The following is a 20,244-nucleotide window of genomic DNA, read 5'->3' on the forward strand; positions in this document are numbered from 1 at the left end:
CGCCACTGTCACGTCGTCAAAGACAATAGCATAAAATTAAGCCCTATGAAAGGGTTGCGTCCAGGCAAGCAGGATCGCGCGGCCAAGCTTTCGCTGGCGCTCGGTTATGCCGCTTGAGAAATCGCGCTGGGATCAGGAACCCTTGCCGGGCTTTTCGCTGAAGTACTTTTCGAACTTTCCGGTCTCGCGCTCGAAATCCTCACGGTCGGCGGGCGGCTCGCCCTTGACCGTGATGTTCGGCCAGACCTTGGCGTAGTCGGCGTTGATCTTCAGCCACTTGCCGTCGGCCTCGTCCTCGGTGTCGGGCTTGATCGCGTCCACCGGGCATTCGGGTTCGCAGACGCCGCAGTCGATGCATTCATCCGGATTGATGACGAGGAAGTTCTCGCCTTCGTAGAAGCAATCGACCGGGCACACCTCCACGCAGTCCATGAACTTGCAGCGGACGCAGGCGTCGGTGACGATGTAGGTCATCGAAAACTCGATTGAGAACGGGCGGAGTTCGGCGGGCGCGTTTTCGAAGCCTGGGGCCCGCTTGTCAATGCGGCTTGGTCGCGTACGGGCTCAGGAATTCTGACGACGACGACAGGACGGCCGCTTTTCTCGTCTGGTGCGTGGGCGGCTATCGATCGACGCCGCGACAAGCGGTTACGCGCCCGACAACCATTTCTTATTGAACGAACGGAATTATGCCGCTCGGGAAACGTCCAATAAAAACAATGTCGGGAACCCGACTATATGAAGATCGAAGCCTTGGCTGTCCGACGAGATCCGTACGCCGAAGACGAGGAGCGCGCCGTTGGTAAGGCGCGAGCTCGGGCGTTTGGCGCGTTCGTCGCCGAGATACCGTTCGCCGCAGCGCTGCTGGATCGAGACCTGTCGCTTATCGCGGTGAGTCAGGAGTGGATGGCGCAGGGGATCGTCGCCGGCTTGTCGATTGGCGACGACGCGGCGGACGGGGGTCTTGTTGCGCCCGAGGACGCCGCCGCCCTGCTGGCTTGCGCCGAGGAGGGGTTGGCGTTTTCGCGGTATCTGCCGGTGACCGACGAGGCGGGCGCCCAACGCGTCTGGCGCACCGAGTTCAGCGCCTGCCGCGATGGCGGCGAACCATACGCGGTGATGGTCACGGCCCGGGACGTCACCGGCTACGCCGAGAGCGTGCTGCGCGCCGAACGCGACCGCCAGCGCCTGACCATGGCGTTGGAGTTGGATGACCTTCTCGTGCGCGAATATGATCTGCGCACCCGGCAGGTGTACTTTTCGGGCCATGCTCCAGAGCTTCAGAAGTACTGCACGTTCAAGGATGATCCATTGGAGATCGTGCATCCCGACGACCGCCAGCGCTGCGCCGACCTTGTGGCCAGCCGCAAGCTGGGCGAGGCGCGGGTGTTCGAGTTCAAGCTCAAGCGCGACGATGGCGTCGAGACCTGGGTCCGGTCGGTCGGCAAGGTGTTCATCGGCCAGGACGGTCAGCCCGAGAAGCTGGTGAACCTGTTCAAGGACATCACCGACCGCCGTCGCCAGACCGAGGCGATCGAGACCCTGGCCTTCAAGGACCCGCTTACGGGCCTGCCCAACCGAACACTCTTCCAGCACCGCTTCCAGGAGGCGGTGTCGGCGTCGGAGACGCTGGGTGAGATGTTCGGCCTGATCATGATCGACGTCGATCACTTCAAGGACATCAACGACACCCTGGGTCACGACGCCGGCGACGCCCTGCTCAAGCGCTTGGCGGGTATGCTGCAGCACGCTTTCCGGGCGGGCGACACGGTCGCGCGCCTGGGCGGCGACGAGTTCGCGGTGATCTTGCGCGGTCTGCACGGCGAAGCCGACATGATCCGACCGATCGAGGCGCTGCAGGACTTGCTGCGTCGACCTATCGAGCATGGCGGGCGCAGCTTTACCGCAAGCGCCAGCATCGGCGCCGCGCTGCACGGCGATCTGGACGCCGACCCGGCCCACATGATCAAGAACGCCGACATCGCCCTCTATCGGGCCAAGGAGGCGGGCCGCAATCGTAGCATCCTGTTCGAGCCGTCGATGCGATCGGAGGTGGAGCAGCGTCTGGAACTGCTACGCGACGTGCGCGCGGCCCTGACGGAGAATGAGTTCACGCTCTACTACCAGCCTGTGGTCGACATCCGCGAAAACAGGGTCGCTGGCTTCGAAGCCCTGATGCGCTGGGTTCACCCTGAGCAGGGGGTCCTGACGCCGGCGCGGTTCATGGCCGCCTTCGAGGACCAGGACCTGTCGCTGAAGCTGGGCGATGTGGCCTTCGAGGCCGCGCTGAAACAGATGCGGGCCTGGCTGGATGAGGGCGTCGAGTTCGGCCGCGTGGCCGTCAATATCAGCTCGGCCCAGTTCCGCAGCGGTCGCCTGGCCGAAGAGGTCCAGGAGCGCCTCGCCCGCTGGAACGTGCCGTGCGAGCGCCTGACCATCGAGGTCACCGAGAACGTCTATATGGGCTGGGGTTCGGATCTGGTCAGCGACACGGTACGCCGCCTGCACGAGGCGGGCGTGATGATCGCCCTGGACGACTTCGGCACCGGCTACGCCAGCCTGGCCAACCTGCGTCAGTTCCCGATCGACCGTCTGAAGATCGACAAGTCCTTCGTCCAGAACGGCGAGGACGAGGCCATCGTGAAAGCCGTCATCACCCTAGGCTCGTCCATGGGCATGAAGGTCGTGGCTGAAGGCGTTGAGGACGCCGAGCAACTGAAGACGCTTCAGCGCTACGGTTGCGACCAGATCCAGGGCTACCACTTCGGCCGCCCGATGCCGGCCAGCGCGGTGGCGGCCTTTCTCAGGGGCTTTGGCGCTTGATCGGCGAGGGCCGGCCGATCCGGCCTTCCTGGACCGGCCAGAACTGCTCGCCGGTGACGACATACAGCGGCTGCCGGTAAGCGAGGCTGAGAAACACGTGAGTCTCGACCGGGGTCGGTGAGACGACATGGCTGGCGACGAGACCCGCCGCCTTGGCGTCGGGCGGGGGCGGCTGCAGGGTCAGGCAACTGGCGGACAGCGCATCGACCTGCTTCACGGTTCGGCCGTCGGCGCTGATCGAGAAGCGATAATGCCCGCCGACCGGAACCGCGCCTCTGGCGGGGCTGGGCGACAGCAGCCAGACTAGCCAACCGTCGCTGGTCGGGTCCTTGGCGACCACGCTGTTGAAGGTTCCGGCGCACGGCTTGGGCGCGATCTTGGCGGCGCTCATGCGCGCGGCGAAGGCGGCGCGTTCCCGGTCGGTCAGGGCCCGGTCGGACGGCGTTGTCGGCTTGCCGGCGCCCTTGGCGGTGACCTCGACGTCGAAGCCGGCCTCGGGCCCCTGGCCCGTGTCGCGCACGAAGCGGACAGTGTCGGCGTCCCCACGGCCCTCGACGACCCAACCGACGATCTTCTCCTTGGCGGGATCCTTGATCTTGGCCATCAGCGCATCGCTGGCCAGCCACGCCGCGCGGTCCTGGCGATAGATCGTGGCGCCCAACTGCTCGAGTGTCCGGGTGTCGAACACACGGATCGGCGGGCGTAGGGTCTCGGCGGCGATCGCCGGCGCGGCCACGAGCAGCGCCAGGCCCAGCAAGCCCGAGAACAGACGCGACGTCATTAACCCCTCCGTACGAAACTCGACCCAGGGTAGCGATCCGCGCGGCGGCGTCTAGCCCTCCACCGCCTCGTACAACCCCCGCGCCTCGGACGCCGGCCCGCGTCGTTCGCCGCAGTCGAGCACCCGGATCGCGACCAGGCGCCCCGCCAGGCCGAACACCAGCACGTCCCCCGGCTTCAAGGTGCGCGAGGGCTTGTCGATGCGGCTCTCGATCCCGGCGCGGGTCAGGCGGATGCGGCCTTCATCGACGAACTTGGCGGCCAACGAGCGGGTCTTGAAGAAGCGGGCGCGCCACAGCCAGACGTCGGCCCGGGCAGCCTCCTTGGCGGCGTCGTTTCCGGATGCGGCGTCGCTCACGAGGCGGCCTGCTTGGGCGCGGCGGATTTCCGGCGGCGCGGGCGCTTGCGGCGCGCGGGCGCAGGCGGTGGTTCAGTCAGCTTGGCCAGGGCCGCAAAAGGCGAGTCGGGCCGCGCCTCGACCGGCTTCTGCTCCAGCTTGGCCGCGCCGCGGCGCTTCCAGACGATCGGCTGGTCCGGCTTGGCGCGGATGGCGGGCGTATAGTCGAGCGCGCGCAGAACGGTCGAAGCCTGGGCGGCGTTCCAGCCCAACTGCTCCAGCGCCGCATCGGTCAGGACCACGCCGCCAGGCCGCTGCTCTGCGCGAAGAAGCGTGTCGAGCGTTTCGAGCTGTTCGACCGGGATGCTGAAGCCAGCCACCGCGCGCAGGCCGCTGGCCGAGAGCTCGCGGGCCGACGGCTCAGGCGAGGGCAGTTTCTCCAGCGTCGTCAGGGCCCCGCGCCAGCCAGAAGGAGTGAGGGCCCGGGCGCAGGCGATCGCCTCGGCGCGCAGCACGCCAGGGCAATAGAGGCTGAAGGCCCCGATCCTCACGCCCAGGCTCTTGAGCGCGCGCCGCTCGGCCTGGCTGAGCGCCTTCAGCTCCGGATCAACCGGGCGCTTGTCGAGCACGCCGCCCGCTTCGAGAAGGCGGTGGGCGACGCCCCTCGGCAAGCCTCGAAGGTCGCCGCCGGCCAGCGCCCGCTCCAGCTTGCGTAGCGGGGCCAGATGCCGGTCGACCTCTCCGGCCAGGAAGGCTTCCAGCCGCCGTTCGGCCCGCTCGCGCACGGCGGCGGGACCCAGGTCCCCCAACAGGCGGGCACGGGGAGAGAGCAAGGGCTGGTCGCGACGCACCGCGCCCGCCACCTCGCCGCGCCACAGGATCGCGCCGTCCGGCGTCAGGGCGAAGGCGTCGTCGGCCTCGCTGGCCAGCAGGCCGAGGCGCCGGGCGACCTCGGGGCCCACCGCGCGCTGGGCGGCGTTGCGCAGGGCCTTCTCCTCCAGTGGCGAGGCGCCCTTGGCCGGCGTGAAGGCCACGCCCGACAGGTGGCCGACCACATGGCCCTCCACCGTCACCTCGCCGTCCTGGCCGACCCCGGCGTAGAGCGTCTCGCGCTCGCCCAGCTGCTTGAGGAGCACGCTGGTGCGCCGGTCGATGAACCGGGCCATCAGCTTTTCGTGCAGGGTGTCGCTGATCCGGTCTTCCAGTTGGCGGGTCAGACCCTGCCAGTGAGCGGGGTTGGCGACCCAGTCGGGGCGATTGGCGATGTAGCTCAGCGTCCGCACCCCCGAGAGCCGCGCGGCTAGGCTGTCGATCTCGCCATCGGTGCGGTCCAGGGCCTTGAACTGGGCTCCCACCCAGTCCTCGGGCAGCCGCTTCCTGCCTGTCGTCAGGTCGTCGAACAGGGTCCGCGCCATGCGCTGGTGGTCGTCGTCGGTGGTCTTGCGGAAGTCTGGCGTCTGGCAGACCTCCCACAGCCGGATCAGCGCCGAGCGGTCGGCCTTGCAGCGCTTGATGACGTCTTCCTGCTGGGCCAGGGCCCGCAGAGTGCGCTCGTCCAGCGCCTCGTCCGACAGCTTGAGGGCGCCGCGCTGGGGCGTCTCGGACAGCGAGCGCAGCAGGCCGGGCAGGGAGCCAAAATCCAGGCGGGCGTTGCGCCACTCGGCCTGGGTGATCGGCTCGAAGGTATGGCTCTCGACGGCTTCGACGAGGTCCTCGTCGATCTCCTCGCAGTCGCCGGTGACGCCAAAGGTGCCGTCGCGGGTGTAGCGGCCCGCCCGCCCGGCGATCTGGCCCACCTCCTGCGGATAGAGCCAGCGCGTGCGCTTGCCGTCGAACTTGCGAAGCCCCGCGAAGGCCACATGGTCGACATCCATGTTCAGGCCCATGCCGATCGCGTCGGTGGCCACCAGGAAGTCGACCTCGCCGGACTGGTAGAGGGCGACCTGGGCGTTGCGGGTGCGAGGGCTCAAGCTGCCCATGACCACGGCGGCGCCACCCCTTTGACGCCGGATCAGCTCGGCGATGGCGTAGACCGCGTCGGTGGAGAAGGCGACGATCGCCGTGCGCCGAGGCAGGCGGGTCAGCTTCTTGGAGCCGGCGTAGGAGAGGTTGGAGAACCGCTCGCGGCTGACGATCTCGGCGTCGGGCAGCAGGCGGCGGACCAGCGGGGCCATGGTCCCCGCGCCCAGGAACATGGTCTCGAACTTGCCGCGCGCGTGCAGCAGGCGGTGGGTGAAGATGTGGCCGCGCTCGGGATCGGCGCACAGCTGGATCTCGTCGACCGCCAGGAACTCGACCTCGCGGGCCAGCGGCATGGCCTCGACCGTGCAGACGAAATAGGCCGCGCGGGCCGGGACGATCTTTTCCTCGCCGGTGATTAGCGCCACGGCCGCCTTGCCGCGCAGCTTGACGACGCGGTCATAGATTTCGCGCGCCAGAAGGCGCAGCGGCAGACCGATCATGCCCGAGGCGTGGCCCAGCATCCGCTCGACGGCCAGGTGCGTTTTGCCGGTATTGGTGGGGCCCAGAACCGCAGTCAGCTTCGAAGGGGCCAGGCCGGTCGAACGGTCGCTCATCGCCGCAAGGTGGGGCGGGAATCGGGTGGGGGCAAGCGTGACGGGCTGGACTTGCGCTGACAGACCGTGCAGGCGCCTTACATCCTCCGGATGCGCCCCGCGGGCAGCGCCTCAGGCCGCTTGCGTTATGCCGCCAGGCCTTGAGGTGCGGCGCGCGGAGCGCCGCCCGAACGCGGGGGCTGAAACGTTCGGGCGGAACGGGATCAGAGGGTGATCCAGCCGGCGGGGAGCTGGGCGAGGCTGACGCCGGTCAGGGTGACCTGATCGCCGCTTGAGAGGCTGACCACCACATCGCTACCCACCTGGGCCACCGTGTAGGCCACATGGTCATCGAGGTGCAGCCGGTCACCCTGCGCGGCCGAAAAGTCGGTGATCACGTCGCGGCCGTCGCCGCGCTCGAATTCGAAGATGTCGGCTCCGGTCCCGCCCGTCAGAATATCGTTGCCTTTGCCGCCTTCGATCTTGTCATTGCCGGCGCCGCCGTCGATGCGGTCGGCCCCGCGACCGCCCTCGATCTTGTCGTTCAAGGCGCCGCCGGTCAGCGTGTCGTCGCCGGAGCCCCCTTTCAGCTTCAGCCCATTGAAGGCGAAAGACTCGCGGCCTTCGTCGGAGTCACGATCGTACGACGTAGCGGAACTGTTGGATCGGCTGCTCTTGTTGGACATGTGTGGTGGCTCCTCTTGGAATGCCCCCACACATGCCGCCGTTGCCTGAACCCTCGCTGAGCCGAAGCTGAAACGAGGCTGAATCCACGGCTTTCGAACCGAATGTGGGTTTATCGAGAGAACACCACCTTGCCGTTCACCACCGTCAGCACCGGCTGAGCCGTGAGGATGGCCTTGGGCTCGACGGTCATCAGGTCGCGATCGAAGGCGGTGACGTCGGCCTTCTTGCCCGCCTCTAGCGTACCCAGCTCCTTCTCGCGGAACACGGCGTAGGCCGGAGCCAGGGTCAGCATCTTGAGCGCCTGCGCCCGGCTGACGGCCTGGTCGAGGCCCCAGTCTCCGTTGGCGAAGCCGTCCAGGCTGTGCCGGTAGACGGCGGCATAGAACTCGATGCGCGGATCGCCGACCTCGACCGGGGCGTCCGAGCCTGCCGCCACCACGACGCCGGCCTTCAGGAAGTCCGCCCAGCGATAGCCCTCATGCAGGCGGGCCTTGCCCAGGCGCGCCGGGGCGAAATAGAGGTCGCCGATCGCGTGGCTGGGCTGCATCGAAGCGATGACGCCCAGCTTGGCGAAGCGCGGCACGTCGGTGTCGGCGACGATCTGAGAGTGCTCGTTGCGCCAACGGGCGGCCTTGGCGTCGGCGCCCAGGCTCTCCTCGAACCAGTCCAGCACCAGGCGATTGCCGCGATCGCCGATGGCGTGCATGGCGACCTGCGCGCTTGCGGCCTTGGCGCGCTTCATCAGAGCCAGGCCCTGGTCGCGGGGCGTGAGCTGCAGGCCCAGGGTGTCGGCGTCGCTGTACGGCTCCAGCAGGGCCGCGCCGCGCGAGCCCAGGGCGCCGTCCATATAGAGCTTGATGCCGCGCGTACGGATCAGGCCGGTGGCGTCGGTTTGCGGGCCTTTGGTCAGAACCTCCTCTGCGCCGCTGGGGTCCATGTAGTTGTCGACGCGGATGTGGAAGGCGCCCTTGGCCGCCTCGTCGCGTAGCAGGGCCAGATCCTCGGCCATGACGCTCATATTGGCCATGCCGGTCCAGCCGCGCGCAGCGTAGAGTTCGCCCGCCTTGCGCAGCGCTTCGCGCTTCAGGGCCTCGTTCGGCGGCGGGATGACGTCCTTCACTAGGCTCTGGGCGTGGTCGATCAGCATCCCGTCGGGCTGGCCGTCGGGGCCTTTTAGAATGTCGCCGCCGGGGGGCGGGACGGTGGCGGCGTTGACGCCAGCCTTGGCCAGGGCTGCGCTGGAGGCGACGCTGGCGTGGCCGTCCGAACGGCCCAGCACGACGATCCGCCCCGGCGCGGCGGCGTCGAGGTCAGCCTTGGTCGGGAAGCGCTTCTCGGGCCAGTGGGTCTCGATCCAGCCCCGGCCATAGATCGCGCCCTCGGGATGAGCGGCGGCGTAAGCCTTGACCGTGGCGACCAGCTCCGCGACAGACTTCACCTGGTCGAGGTTCAGCGTCAGCTCGCGTAGGCCGATGCCGGTCAAGTGGGCGTGGGCGTCAACGAAGCCCGGATAGGCCGCTGCGCCCTTCAGATCGATGGCGCGGGCATCCTTGGCGGCCTTGGCTTTGGCGACGGCCAGCGGACCGACGAATAGGATCCTGTCGTCGCGGATCAGCACCGCCTCAGCCGTCGGAGCCGCCTCGACGCCGGTATGGATCGGCCCGCCATGGATCAGAAGGTCGCCGGCTTGAGCCGTGGTCAAAGAGGTTGCGGCCAGCAGGGCGGCGAGAACAAGGCGGCGCACGGGCGGTCTCCAGAGAGCAAGATCTGGAAAACGTACGGCGGCCGCCTGCCAAGTCGCAACAGGCCTGCTAGCTTTTGCCCATGACCACGCAGGGTTTCGCCTTTTTCGACACCGTGATCGGCCGCTGCGGCCTCGCCTGGGGCGCTGGCGGCCTGATTGGCGTGCAGTTGCCCGAGGCCACGCCCGGCGCGGCCTGGGCGCGGCTGCGCAAGCGCTTTCCCGACGCCGTCGAGACCGAGCCGACGCCTGAGATCGAGGTTGTCATCGATCGCATCCGCGACCTGCTGGCCGGCGGGCGCGACGACCTCGCCAACATTGTTCTCGACCTGGAGGGGCAGAGCGCCTTCCACATGCGAGTCTACGCGATCGCCCGGGCCATTCCGCCGGGCGAAACCTCGACCTATGGCGAGGTGGCCCGCGCCATGGGCGAACCCGGCGCCGCGCGCGCCGTGGGCAAGGCGCTTGGCGAGAACCCCTGGCCGATCGTCGTGCCATGCCATCGGGTGCTGGGGTCGTCGGGGAGCATGGGCGGCTTTTCGGCCTCGGGCGGCTCGACGACCAAGGCTCGGCTGCTGACGATCGAGAAGGCGAAGACCGGCGCCGCGCCGACCTTGTTCGACCTGGAGTTTTCGGTGGCCCCTCCGAGGGGTGGCTGAGCGCCCGGCATAACCGCTTAACGCGCGCTAACGCTTCGCCGAACAGGGGCGAAACGAATCGGGACCGAATCAGCGACGTTCGCCAATTCAGTGTTTGTTCCCTACTAGCTATTGTAGCTTAAACTGCATTAACCACAAATCGGTTTCCGCGCCTCGCGGCTATTTGGCCGCCGTCTGGTCGGGCGGGCAGTCGGCCGACAGGCGCTTGGCGGTCATGGTTCCGGCGAGCGGCAGGCCGTTGATCGTCTTCATATGGATGTTCAGCTTGAAGCTCTCGGGCGTGTAGCTGCCCTCCGCGTTGACCGGGGCGACGCGGTCCTTCTTGTCGGTCCACGAGCCCTTCAGCCGGATCTTGCCGTTCTGGACGATATTGGTTGTGTAGTCGCAGCGGTACTTCCGGGTGCAGATGCCGCGCGAGAACTGCTCGACATCGGCGGGCTTCAGGCAGCGGGTCTCTGTGCCGGCCGGGATCGGGCCGATCTTGTAGTCGTATTCCCAGTGACCGGGGAGAATCGTCGTCTTCGCCGCAACTGGCGTCGCGACGCGACTCGCCGCGCTCACCAGCGGCTGGGCCAGGCTGAATCCGGCCACGGCGACGCCGGCGGCGAGAGCCAGGGCAGAGGCGGCGAGGGTGGTGGAACGCATGGGCGGGTCTCCTTCAGGCGACTTCTATATAAGGCGCCAGATGAACCGTGCTTGAAGGCGGCGCGAACGGGTCAGGTTCCTTCGCAGCCGCAAAAGCCGACGGACCGGACAAGCCGAGACCAGCCTTGACTCAAGGGCGGGCCTTCGCCTATATCGCCCGCTCTCGCGCGGCGGACCCCAATCCGACTGCGTGCCCGAATTCATATCTTAGCGGGCCAAGCTCTTCTCAAGAGGGCGGGGCTTCGCCCAAGCCAAGGTAACCACCATGTCGCGCCGTTGCGAACTTACCGGTATCGGTCCGATGGTCGGCCACAATGTGAGCCACTCGAACATCAAGACCAAGCGCCGCTTTCTGCCGGCCCTGTCGCCCGCCACGCTCCAGTCGGAGTCGCTGGGCCAGAGCTTCAAGCTGCGCATCAGCAACGCGGCCCTGCGCACGCTCGACTTCAAGGGCGGCCTGGACACCTTCCTGCTGGGCGCCAAGGACGAGCAGCTGTCGCCGCGCGCCCTGAAGATCAAGGCCCAGGTGAAGGCCAAGGCCAAGGCCGCCGCTCAGGCCGCCTAAGGCTTCAAGCCTTTTAAGGCTGACAAGTTCAAGACCCGCCAGGAGCGATCCTGGCGGGTTTTTCGTCGTGAGCGGCGTGAAGCGCGGCGGACGCAGGACGTAGAGCCGGTGCTTGCGGGATGAGCGCCCGATTAGGGACGTTGAAGCGCCCCCGCCCTCAGAAATCCATCGTCAGGAACAGCGCCGCCGCGCGGGGCGCGTTGACGTCGTAGGTTCCGCTGCTGACCACGCGCCAGTCGAAGGCGTTCGTCAGGTTGGTCACCTGCAGGCGCAGCAGGGCGGGCGTCTTCCCCATGTCGAAGCGATAGCGCAGGCCCGCGTCCCAGATCGTGGCGGCTGGGGTCGAGACGCGGTTCAGCTGGTCGGCGGTGCGGCGACCGTGGTGGTTGGCGGCGAAGGTCAGGGCCAGGCCCTCGACCGGCAGGGCCCATGTGCCGCTGAGGGTCAGGGTCCGGGCTGTCTGACCCACCGGCTTGGGGCCAAGTCGGCCTTGCGCGACGGGCGCGCCAGTGACCCGGGGCCGCATCAGGACCGCACCGGCCACGAGGTTCAGGCCCTCGATCGGCGAACCGGTCATGCTGACCTCCAGGCCCCGGTGACGGACCATGCCCATCTCGCGGAACACATTGGCCTCGTCGGGCGCGAAATACGGTTTGCGGACGTCGAAGGCGCCGGCGACCAGTCGCAGGTCGCCCGGCAGCACCCAGCGCACGCCCGCGTCCCACTGGTCGGTCATGATGGCCGGCAGAGCCTGGGTGCGGTTGGCGGCGCTGTCGGGGGCGACGCCGCTTTCCTCCAGTCCGCGCGTGACGCTGCCATAGAGGGCCAGCTGGCGCGTCAGGGTCCAGGAGGCGGCAGCGTTGTAGAGCCAGGCGCTGTCGCGAGTGAGGGTGGCCGCAGCGCCGGGGCGGCGCACGGTCTTGCGATAATCGGTGCGCTGCAGGCCCAGCATCAGCGAGCCGCGACCACGCCAGCGCAGGTCGTAGGCCGCGCCGCCCGTCCACTGCTTGACCTCTTCTGCGGTGCGCGGGCCAAGCACAAAGGTCGGCGGCGGCGTGTCGACGCGATCCTCCAGCCGCACCTGACCGTAGGTCTGGGCGCCGCCCCCGCTGTACAGGCTGTCGCGAACCCGGCCTCGCACCGAGACGTGCAGGCCGTGGGAAAAGTCGCCCTGCACAAAGGTTCGGCTGAGACGGGCCTCACCGCTGGTGGCGTTGCTGGTCTGTTGGGGATCGCGGCTGATCCGACGTGTCGCCCACCCGTCGGCGGTGATTCCGGTCAGGACGTGGGCGTAGTTGTCTCGGGTGTCGTTTTCCGAGCGGAAAAGGCCCAGCGAAAGGCCGAGCTCGGCGGGTAGCGGCGCCTGGACGACGATGCCGCTGTTGGTGGCGAGGCTGCGGATATCGGCCCAGCCGGGTCCGACATAGCGTCGACGCGCAACCTCGGGCGGCAGCACGCCCAGGCTGGCCACATAGATCGGCGCGGACTCGCGGTTCCAGGTGTCGACGCGACTCCAGAAGGGCATGATCTGGACGCCGGGAGCCGGCCGCCAGCGCGCCCCAAGGGCATAGGAGGCGTAGATAGCGTCGGCGCCGCTGCCATACTCGTCGTCGAAGCTGGCGACGCCGCCGAACAGGCTGAGGGTCTTGGAGACGGGAAGCTGACCGTCGAGCTCCAGGCGACCGCCGTCCAGGGGGCCGTAACCCGCGAGCACGCTCAGCACCGGCTGATCTCCGGACGGCCGAATGCGGTAGTCCACGACCCCGGTCGGGGCAGGGAACAGGTAGTTCTGGGCCGCTAGGCCCACCCGCACCACGTTGCTGGCCACGAGGCGGTCGGTGAAACCGGCGGGGCGATCCACGTAAAGCCCCTCAAGCCGGATATTGCCGGCGGCGATCGGCGAGAAGCCCCGCACCTCACTGGCGCTGTAGAGACCCACGCGTTCGTTGCCGATGCTGGCGCCGAACGCGTCTTCCGCCCCGGCCACGGCGTTATCGCCGACGCGCTGGGCCAGGGCTGCGCCCGGAACGGCGAAGACGGAGGCCAGCATAAACGCCGTCAGGCGGCGGGAGGGGAAACGCATGTCAAGCGCACTCGCTGGGACAGGGGCGAGCGGTTCGCGCGCGGCTGGGCGCGTGATCCTGAGGCTTCCCCTTGTCTGTTATTCTGTAACAGGGGCAATGGGGCAATTGCGCGGATTTGGCAAGCCGGGGCGCCGGGGCATTCCTTGGGTCCGGCAGTCAGCCCTGATCGGCGGGTGGCGTCCAAGGGGGTGAGCTTGGCGGCGAAAATAGCTCTGTCTCAGCTCCTAATTTCCACTGCAAATACTCATAAATTCCGCGCTGTTGAATGAAATTGCGCTAGAAAATTCGAGTCGTAGTTCGAAAAATAAACGCTAGAAAATTCCCCCAATAAATAAATGATTTGCATAAAATATATTTATGAGTCAGTATTGATTTATTGAATATCGCACTGGCTCGGTTGCTCTCCACGCTTGCTCTCCGGATCGAGCTTCGAAGCCTGCCAAGAACCTCTCCGACAATTTGATCGCAGGGCCTACTTGAGGTCTCGCGTCACCACATCTGAAAGATACAAACATGGCTACCGGCACCGTGAAGTGGTTCAACGCCGCCAAGGGCTTTGGCTTCATTCAACCGAGCGACGGCGGCGCGGATGCGTTCGTGCATATCTCAGCCGTCGAGCGCTCCGGCCTGGGTTCGATTGATGAAGGTCAGAAACTCAACTACGAGCTCGAACGCGACCAACGCAGCGGCAAGATGTCCGCCGGGCAGTTGTCCGCAGCGTAACGAAAAAGGGGTCGGTCAGCACACGCTACCGGCCCTTTTCTTTATTCAGGCCTATGGGCGTCTTGGTCTGTCCGGGTGAGCGTCAGCTCAAGCTGGCCCCGCCGCAGATTGGCAAGCCTGCCCTCAAGTCGCTGAAGGTTTCATGATCCCCACCTACGATACAAAATTCTCGAAGCGCCTCGAAACGGCGGCGGCCGCCAAGGCGCTGCTGGTCGCCAAGCTCCGCCCCAAGGCGGCGGTCGCCGACCCGCTGTTTGCGCAGCGCCAGGCCATGCGGGCCGAAGAACTCAACGCGGTCCGGGCGGCGCGCCTGCAAACACGCGCGGACGCCAAGCAGGCGATCGCCGACGCGCAAGAAGGCGCCGTGCAAGCCCAGGCCGCCGTCGACGCCGAAGCCCTGGCCGCCAAGCGCGGCGCACGCAAGGAGCGCAAGGTGCTCAGCGCCGCAGAAGCCAAGGCCAAGCGTGACGCCAAGTACGCTGCGCGCCAAGCCCGGCGCTAGCCCAGCCGTTCAGGCGTTCCAGTCATTTTACTCGCCTCGCATTCAAGGACAGCCATGAACAAGTTTATCGGCCAACGCATCGTCATCACGGTCCGCCGCAATGAGGGCCTTTGGGCTGCGGAGGAGGCCGGCGTCTATTTCGGCGCCTCGGCGGACAAGGATATCGCCAAGGCGTCAGCCTCAAAACGGGCTCGAGAGCGCATCGGTCAGGGTCACGCCTGCCAGGTTCGGATATCGGGCGAGCATGGCTTCGCGATCTGACCTGTTGTCAGTCGGCTTGGCCGCTCTGACCGGCCTTGGTCTGGCCGCGCGGACGGGAGGGCTGTGGATGATCACGGACGCCGGCGTCGACCTCGTCCAGCGCCTGGGCCAGGCTAGCGACTGACCTTCGGCTCGGGCGAGCCTGTGGTGAGTAATCCCAGACCGACGCCAGTCATCGCCGCCCTGCATCTGACAAAGCAAAACCCGCCGCGACCTGTGCTGCGGCGGGTTTTGAAAGCTTGGTACTAACGCGAACTGAGGGGCGGCTTAGCGCGAGACGATAGCGCCCGTGGCCGGGTTGGCGGCGTTGTAGGCGGTCAGGGCCGGGCTGTTGAGCTTGGCGACGGCGTCGTTGACCGAAGCGCGGATGCAGGCCGGGTACAAGTAGCCGGCGAGGGCTTCGCCACGGACGTCTTTCCAGCAGACGGTCGAGGCCGCCTTGACGATTTCGGCGCGGACTTCGGCGGCCGGGCGACCGGCGACCTTGATGCGGACTTCTTGAGCCGAGGCCGGGACGGCGACCAGGGTGGCGATGGCCGAGGCGGCCAGAACGAACGAGCGGATCATGTCGAAGGGTCCAAAAAGGAGGTTGTGGTCAACCCCCTCCAGACGCGTTCCTCTGACGGCCGGTCCCCGGTCTGTCGCCTGTTGGGCCGTCGCTGAGTCCATAGCAACGCTCTTTTGAGTGATCAACGATTATGTTGCGCTGCACACGTTGAAATTTACTGGCGCCGATAATAGCGCAACAGGCGCCTTGACCGGAGCGTGTAGGCCCCGGCCAAGGCGTGGATCGATCATCAGCGGGAGGCGACGCGCATATAGGCGGCGCGGCCTTGGGCCTTGTTGTAGGCCCGCAGTTCGGCGTTCTTGGCGCGAACCACGGCGTCGCGGGTGACTTCACGGACGCAGAACGGCGTCAGGTCGCTGGCCTGAGGGTTGCCGGCCAGGTCTTCCTTGCAGAGCTGCCGGGCGGCGCTGACGATTTCGGCGTGGACGACCGGCGTGGCGCGTCCGCGAACCTTGACAGTGATCTCGCCGGCGTTGGTGGCGGTGGCGGCCATCAGGGCGGTGAGGGCGATAACAAGCAGTCGGATCATGTGGGTGGTCCCGGAAAGGAGGTTGAGTGCAACCGCCTCCCGACGCGTTCCTCTGACGGCCCCCAGGATCTCGCCTCGTCGTCCGTCTCGGGCATTGGTGTATGACAACGTTGTCTACCGCAAGTGCGAAGGTGCTCGCTTCACGAAAATGTTAGCGGTAACATATCGTTGCCAACGAAACCACTTTACGGGCGAGCGCTCGGTCCTCAGCGCTTGCGGATGGGTGACTTCCTGGCGGGCTTGGGCGGCAGGGCCGGCGGTAGCGGCGGCGGAGACCAGTCGAAGGCCAACAGCAGAGTGCGCTGCGTCTCGGCGGCGTTGTCGTCCGAGATGAGGTAAAGGCGCGTGCCGCCCGAGGGCGAGCGGGTCAGGGCCACGCCCTCGATGTTGTCGCGCGTCGTCGAGCCTTCCAGCCGCAGGGTGGCCGAGATCCGCTGACGCGCGGTCGGGACGGTGGGGTCGGACACGAAGCGAACGATGGCGCGCCAGCCGCGTACGGGGTCGAAGCCGCGATGCAACGTCGCCACGGCCGGGCCGGCGAACGGCGCGAAGCCCGAAAGGCCCCAGGTGAAGTCGGGTCCGGATTGAGGCGGCAGCGATTTGCAATCGGCTGACACCCTGCAGATCCAGACTTCGCCTTCCTCGCCGCCGACGATGTAGGCGTCGGGCCCGGCGGCAGGATAGGCGGCCAGGGCCTCCATGCCTTCGTTGTCGGGAAAGACGGTCGCGGGCTTGGGGGCGGGGCGGGGCGTTCCCCAGCCGCCATCAGGCTGGACAGGATAGAGCCAGATGCGATGGTCGCGCTCGAAGCTGACCAGGCGATCGCCGTTCGGCAGCACCGCCAGGCCCTCGGCGTCGGCCTGCTGCTTGCCCTGCAGAGGGCGTCCGTCGAGCCCAGACAAGGAGCGCAGCTTGCCGCCGGTGACGCTGACCAGACGTCCGCTCGCGTCCAACTGAATCCGCGCCTCGAACAGGTCGCCGTCGTCGGTGATGGCCATCAACTGGCCGTCGGCGCCGACCGCCAAGTCCGACAGGCCATGCAGCCGCGTAGTGGTTGCGCTCGTCAGAGCCAGGCCGCCGACATAGGTGAAGCCGCCGTCCAGCGTGGTCTTGGCCGGGTTGGTCGCGTCCAGCGGGACCGGCGTGGCGGTCACCGCGATCTCGGGGCCTACCTTGACCGGCGCGGGCGGCGTCGCGACGGCGGGCGGCCGACGGGGCGCGCACTGGGTGGCGAGGCCACCCAATCCGGCGACCATGCCCAGAACGAGCGCCGTGCGCAGACCGATCACGCCGGGACCTTGCTGGCGGTCTTGGGGACCTGCGGCGTGACGACAGGCGGCGGGGCCAGCAGGCCGCGCGTCCGGGCGATCTGCCGAGGCTCTTCCTCGAACAGGGCCGCCAACTGCTCGACCAGCACGCCGCCTAACTGCTCGACATCGACAATGGTGACCGCGCGGCGGTAGTAGCGGGTGACGTCGTGGCCGATGCCGATCGCGATCAGCTCGACGGGGCTCTTGCCCTCGATCTCGGCGATGACCTGGCGCAAGTGGCGCTCCAGATAGTGGCCCGAATTGACGCTCAGGGTGGAGTCGTCCACCGGCGCGCCGTCGGAGATCACCATCAGAATGCGGCGCTGTTCCGGCCGGGCGATGATCCGCTGGTGGGCCCACATCAGGGCCTCGCCGTCGATATTCTCTTTCAGCAGCCCCTCGCGCATCATCAGGCCGAGGTTCTTGCGCGCCCGCCGCCAAGGCGCGTCGGCGGCCTTGTAGATGATGTGACGCAGATCGTTGAGGCGGCCCGGGGCGGCGGGCTTGCCGGCCTTGATCCACTCGTCGCGGCTTGTCCCGCCCTTCCAGGCGCGGGTGGTAAAGCCCAGCACCTCGGTCTTGACCCCGCAGCGCTCCAGCGTGCGGGCCAGGATGTCGGCGCAGATCGCCGCCACCATGATCGGCCGGCCGCGCATCGAGCCGGAGTTGTCGATCAGCAGGGTCACGACCGTGTCGCGGAACTCCTGGTCTTCCTCCTGCTTGAAAGACAGGGGCGCGGTCGGATCGATGATCACCCGGGTCAGGCGGGCGACGTCCAGCATCCCCTCCTCGAGGTCGAAGGTCCACGAGCGGTTCTGCTGGGCCAGCAGGCGACGCTGCAGCTTGTTGGCAAGGCGCGAGACGACGCTGGAAAGCGCCGTCAGCTGCTGGTCCAGATAGGCGCGGAGGCGCGTCAGTTCCTCGGCGTCGCATAGGTCTTCTGCGTCGACGATCTCGTCGTGGGCCGTGGTGAAGATCTTGTACTGCGGCTCGCCGCCCTGACCGGCGCTGGCGTCGGGACGGGCCGGCTTGGCGCCGTCGCCCATCTCGGGGCTCTCGTCCGACTCCTCGGGCTCGCCTTCCTGGTCCGACTGGACCATCTCCTCGTCGCCGGCCTCGCTCTCGCGGTCGGTGGCCTCGCTTTCCTGCGGAGCCGAGCCTTCCTGCTGCTCGCCTTCGCCCTCGCCCTGATCCTCGTCGGAGTTTTCGGTCGGGGCGTCGTCCTCGCCGTCTTCCTCGTCGGCGCTTTCGGTGGCGTCGGCCATATCCTCGGAGAGATCAAGGTCGCGCAGGATCTCGCGAGTCACCTTGGCGAAAGCGGCCTGGTCGTCGATGGCGTCGGCCAGTCGGTCTAGGTCCTTGCCGGCCCGGGCCTCGATATCGTTCCGCAGAATGTCGACCAGGGCCTTGGCGCCGTCGGGCGGTGCGTCGCCGGTCAGGCGCTCGCGCACCATCAGGCCCAGGATCTCGGCCATCGGCGCGGACTGGCGGTCGGTGGCGACGGCGCGGGTCAGCCCCTGCTTCTCCAGGCGAGCTTCCAGCGCGGCGGTCAGGTTGGCGCGCACGCCGCCCATGGCGTTGGAGCCGATCGCCTCCAGCCGCGCCTGCTCGATCGACTCGAAGGCGGCCTGGCCGTCCGGAGAGCTGGGTCGCGCGCGGGCGTGGGCGAGGGGGTCGTGGTGCGCCAGGCGCAGGGCCATCTGATCGGCCAGGCCCCGGATGCGCGCGGCTTCCTTGCTGTTCAGATCGCGGGGCGGGTGCGGCAGCACCGCCCGGTTGCCCAGAAGCTGGGGGCCATCGCCCGAGAACACGACCTCCAGGTCCGGCGTCTCGGCGAGCGAGCGCGCGGCGTGCGCCAGGGCGCGCTTGAAGGGTTCGGTCGGGCTTTCGGGCTTGGAGACCATGAGGTTCGAGTTAAAGGCGCCGGGCGGGGAAAACAAGGAACGCCGCGCGCGGGAGCGACGTTGATTTTCTGACCGCGCCTCGTGCGCGCTGCTGGAGGGAACTCAATATGCTCAAGTGGGCCATCATCCTCGCCGTCGTCGCCCTGATCGCCGGCGCGCTGGGCTTCACCGGCGTGGCGGGCGCGGCCGCCGGCGTCGCCAAGATCCTGTTCTTCCTGTTCTTGGTGGGCTTCGTGCTTGTGCTGCTGCTGGGCGGTACGTTGTTTAAGGCTGCGACGGGCCCGAAGTAGCGTTCGAACTCTGCTCCCCCGCTTCGCAGGGGAGCAGAGAACCTTGCTCTACTTCACGCCGTAGGCCTTGGCCTGACGGCCGGCCAAGGCGACCAAATCGCCCATCTGCAGGTTCACGTCGACCAGGTGCAGGCCCCAGTCCTTGAGGGTCACCGGCCCGACGACGACGTCGCCGCTGATCTCGTCGGTGCGCGGATCGGCCGGGTCTGCGTTCACTTTCACCGACAGATAGGTGAAGTCGCCATCAGCGACGCACTTGGCCGAGAGCAGGCCCGGCATCGACACGAACGGAGTCGACACGCTTAGGTCCTTGGCAAACGGCTTAGGTGGCTGGCCCGACACCGCCCCGAAGCCCTTGGCGCTGAGATAGGTGTGTAGCGGGGCGGAGTCGGTCGAGGCCCTGCCAGCAAGCAGGGCGGCGGGATTGACGCAGCCGGCGCGGCGGCCCTCGGCGTCGGTCTTGCCAAAGCGGCTGTTGGCGGGCGGCGGGCTGGCTTCGCGGAACGAAACGTAGGTCACGACGCACCCGGCTTGGTCGGCCTTTTCACACAGCGGGATCGAGCCGTATTTGCCGTCGGTGACCGGCGTGTTCATGCCCAGCACATACGCGGCGATCATCTGCTTCTGGACCGGCTTACCGTCGACCTCGCTCTTCAGCAGTTCCAGCAGCATCCGCGAGCCCTGGCTGTGGCCCATCAGGATCACACCCCGGCCGTTGTTTTCGTTCTTCAGGTACCAGTTCCAGGCGTCGCGCACGTCGCCATAGGCTAGCGCCGCGTCGCCGGGCGCGCCTTGTCCCATCATCACCGCACGCAGCGCCGCCAGGGTGACCTGGCGATACATCGGCGCGAAGACGCGGCAGGTCGAGGCGAAACGCGCCAGCTGCTGCTCGACCACCCGGCGCTCGGCCTCGTCGATGCTCATGTCGCTGTTGCCGCCCGGATCGGTCGATACCGTCGGATAGACGTAGAAGCAGTCATACGCCGGGGCGGCTAAGGGCTTGAAGGTCTCCACCGAGGTCTTGCCGTCGGCCTGGACGATCGTAGTGGTCTGGTCTACGGCGCAGGCGTCGGCACGGCCGGGCAGGCACAGCCACGACTCTGGTTTGCCGTAGTCGTTGGGCGCTGGCGCCGCGGTCTGAGCGTTCGCCGCGCCCGCCAGTCCCAGGACCGCCATCGCCGCAAGGCCTGCCAAAGTCCGCTTCATCCTGCTTCCCTCCCACGCTCAAACGCGCGTTTGGCGCGACAATGCGGAAAAGAACGACGGTCGCCAAGAGGGGTC

21 protein-coding genes are annotated in these 20,244 nt (G+C 67.5%); 8 read left to right on the plus strand and 13 right to left on the minus strand.

From position 1 onward, the window contains the following. Nucleotides 1-132: 132 nt before the first annotated feature. Nucleotides 133-474: a ferredoxin FdxA gene (fdxA, locus tag CSW63_RS05260; RefSeq protein ID WP_010918540.1), complete on the minus strand. Its 342-nt coding sequence runs from the start codon at nucleotides 472-474 to the stop codon at nucleotides 133-135. A 264-nt stretch (nucleotides 475-738) separates the two neighbouring features. Here fdxA and CSW63_RS05265 point away from each other — a divergent pair, with 264 nt between their 5' ends. Next, a complete protein-coding gene (locus tag CSW63_RS05265; RefSeq protein ID WP_062099093.1) occupies nucleotides 739-2,823 on the plus strand; it encodes a bifunctional diguanylate cyclase/phosphodiesterase in 2,085 nt (694 codons plus the stop codon). Here the strand turns inward: CSW63_RS05265 and CSW63_RS05270 are convergent. The 5 genes from CSW63_RS05270 to CSW63_RS05290 all read right to left on the minus strand — a co-directional run bounded on the left by CSW63_RS05270 (nucleotide 2,804) and on the right by CSW63_RS05290 (nucleotide 8,926). Continuing rightward, complete coding sequence (locus CSW63_RS05270; protein WP_062099091.1) at nucleotides 2,804-3,604, minus strand: hypothetical protein; 801 nt, start codon at nucleotides 3,602-3,604, stop codon at nucleotides 2,804-2,806. The genes CSW63_RS05265 and CSW63_RS05270 overlap by 20 nt on opposite strands. 51 nt (nucleotides 3,605-3,655) lie before the next feature. Further along, entirely contained in the window at nucleotides 3,656-3,961 is a 306-nt protein-coding gene (locus tag CSW63_RS05275) for an RNA-binding S4 domain-containing protein (protein WP_062099089.1), read from the minus strand. After that, nucleotides 3,958-6,516, minus strand: coding sequence for a helicase-related protein (locus tag CSW63_RS05280; RefSeq protein WP_062099087.1), 2,559 nt, complete (start codon nucleotides 6,514-6,516; stop codon nucleotides 3,958-3,960). Before CSW63_RS05280 ends, CSW63_RS05275 begins: the two co-directional genes overlap by 4 nt. A 203-nt stretch (nucleotides 6,517-6,719) precedes the next feature. Beyond that, nucleotides 6,720-7,181 carry a hypothetical protein gene (locus CSW63_RS05285; RefSeq protein WP_062099086.1) on the minus strand — a complete coding sequence of 154 codons (462 nt, stop codon included), beginning with the start codon at nucleotides 7,179-7,181 and terminating at the stop codon, nucleotides 6,720-6,722. Between the two features lie 110 nt (nucleotides 7,182-7,291). Continuing rightward, nucleotides 7,292-8,926: an amidohydrolase gene (locus CSW63_RS05290; protein ID WP_062099084.1), complete on the minus strand. Its 1,635-nt coding sequence runs from the start codon at nucleotides 8,924-8,926 to the stop codon at nucleotides 7,292-7,294. Between the two features lie 80 nt (nucleotides 8,927-9,006). Here CSW63_RS05290 and CSW63_RS05295 point away from each other — a divergent pair, with 80 nt between their 5' ends. After that, complete coding sequence (locus CSW63_RS05295; protein ID WP_062099082.1) at nucleotides 9,007-9,582, plus strand: methylated-DNA--[protein]-cysteine S-methyltransferase; 576 nt, start codon at nucleotides 9,007-9,009, stop codon at nucleotides 9,580-9,582. Nucleotides 9,583-9,741: 159 nt separating this feature from the next. Here the strand turns inward: CSW63_RS05295 and CSW63_RS05300 are convergent, their stop codons facing one another. Continuing rightward, complete coding sequence (locus CSW63_RS05300; RefSeq protein ID WP_062099080.1) at nucleotides 9,742-10,227, minus strand: DUF3617 family protein; 486 nt, start codon at nucleotides 10,225-10,227, stop codon at nucleotides 9,742-9,744. A 265-nt stretch (nucleotides 10,228-10,492) separates the two neighbouring features. Between CSW63_RS05300 and rpmB the strand changes: the two genes are divergently transcribed. Continuing rightward, complete coding sequence (rpmB, locus tag CSW63_RS05305) at nucleotides 10,493-10,792, plus strand: 50S ribosomal protein L28 (RefSeq protein ID WP_010918547.1); 300 nt, start codon at nucleotides 10,493-10,495, stop codon at nucleotides 10,790-10,792. 157 nt (nucleotides 10,793-10,949) lie between these two features. Here the strand turns inward: rpmB and CSW63_RS05310 are convergent, their stop codons facing one another. Then, nucleotides 10,950-12,875 (minus strand): TonB-dependent receptor domain-containing protein, encoded by a 1,926-nt coding sequence (locus CSW63_RS05310; RefSeq protein WP_062099078.1) that lies wholly within the window; start codon nucleotides 12,873-12,875, stop codon nucleotides 10,950-10,952. 514 nt (nucleotides 12,876-13,389) lie between these two features. Here CSW63_RS05310 and CSW63_RS05315 point away from each other — a divergent pair. The 4 genes from CSW63_RS05315 to CSW63_RS23320 all read left to right on the plus strand — a co-directional run bounded on the left by CSW63_RS05315 (nucleotide 13,390) and on the right by CSW63_RS23320 (nucleotide 14,486). Next, nucleotides 13,390-13,599 (plus strand): cold-shock protein, encoded by a 210-nt coding sequence (locus CSW63_RS05315; protein WP_062099076.1) that lies wholly within the window; start codon nucleotides 13,390-13,392, stop codon nucleotides 13,597-13,599. A gap of 142 nt (nucleotides 13,600-13,741) precedes the next feature. Continuing rightward, entirely contained in the window at nucleotides 13,742-14,101 is a 360-nt protein-coding gene (locus tag CSW63_RS05320) for a DUF6481 family protein (RefSeq protein WP_082749698.1), read from the plus strand. Nucleotides 14,102-14,155: 54 nt separating this feature from the next. Beyond that, nucleotides 14,156-14,362, plus strand: coding sequence for a hypothetical protein (locus CSW63_RS05325; RefSeq protein WP_062099074.1), 207 nt, complete (start codon nucleotides 14,156-14,158; stop codon nucleotides 14,360-14,362). Beyond that, on the plus strand, nucleotides 14,346-14,486 hold the full coding sequence (locus CSW63_RS23320; protein ID WP_156447809.1) for a hypothetical protein: 141 nt from the start codon (nucleotides 14,346-14,348) through the stop codon (nucleotides 14,484-14,486). The genes CSW63_RS05325 and CSW63_RS23320 overlap by 17 nt, the downstream gene beginning before the upstream one ends. 143 nt (nucleotides 14,487-14,629) lie before the next feature. Here CSW63_RS23320 and CSW63_RS05330 read toward each other — a convergent pair whose 3' ends face one another. The 4 genes from CSW63_RS05330 to cobT form a co-directional block, all read right to left on the minus strand. After that, nucleotides 14,630-14,929 (minus strand): hypothetical protein, encoded by a 300-nt coding sequence (locus CSW63_RS05330; protein ID WP_168193602.1) that lies wholly within the window; start codon nucleotides 14,927-14,929, stop codon nucleotides 14,630-14,632. A gap of 230 nt (nucleotides 14,930-15,159) precedes the next feature. Beyond that, nucleotides 15,160-15,459: a hypothetical protein gene (locus CSW63_RS05335; protein WP_197425299.1), complete on the minus strand. Its 300-nt coding sequence runs from the start codon at nucleotides 15,457-15,459 to the stop codon at nucleotides 15,160-15,162. A gap of 206 nt (nucleotides 15,460-15,665) precedes the next feature. Beyond that, nucleotides 15,666-16,748 (minus strand): esterase-like activity of phytase family protein, encoded by a 1,083-nt coding sequence (locus tag CSW63_RS05340; protein ID WP_062099068.1) that lies wholly within the window; start codon nucleotides 16,746-16,748, stop codon nucleotides 15,666-15,668. Further along, nucleotides 16,745-18,673 carry a cobaltochelatase subunit CobT gene (gene cobT / locus CSW63_RS05345; RefSeq protein WP_062099120.1) on the minus strand — a complete coding sequence of 643 codons (1,929 nt, stop codon included), beginning with the start codon at nucleotides 18,671-18,673 and terminating at the stop codon, nucleotides 16,745-16,747. Before cobT ends, CSW63_RS05340 begins: the two co-directional genes overlap by 4 nt. A gap of 107 nt (nucleotides 18,674-18,780) precedes the next feature. Between cobT and CSW63_RS05350 the strand changes: the two genes are divergently transcribed. Beyond that, nucleotides 18,781-18,963 (plus strand): DUF1328 family protein, encoded by a 183-nt coding sequence (locus CSW63_RS05350; protein ID WP_062099067.1) that lies wholly within the window; start codon nucleotides 18,781-18,783, stop codon nucleotides 18,961-18,963. Between the two features lie 48 nt (nucleotides 18,964-19,011). On the opposite strand, the gene CSW63_RS05355 is transcribed toward CSW63_RS05350, so the two are convergent. Beyond that, nucleotides 19,012-20,169, minus strand: coding sequence for a DUF3089 domain-containing protein (locus CSW63_RS05355; RefSeq protein WP_062099065.1), 1,158 nt, complete (start codon nucleotides 20,167-20,169; stop codon nucleotides 19,012-19,014). Nucleotides 20,170-20,244 lie beyond the last annotated feature (75 nt).

It is taken from the genome of Caulobacter sp. FWC26, from assembly GCF_002742645.2.
Lineage (GTDB): Bacteria > Pseudomonadota > Alphaproteobacteria > Caulobacterales > Caulobacteraceae > Caulobacter.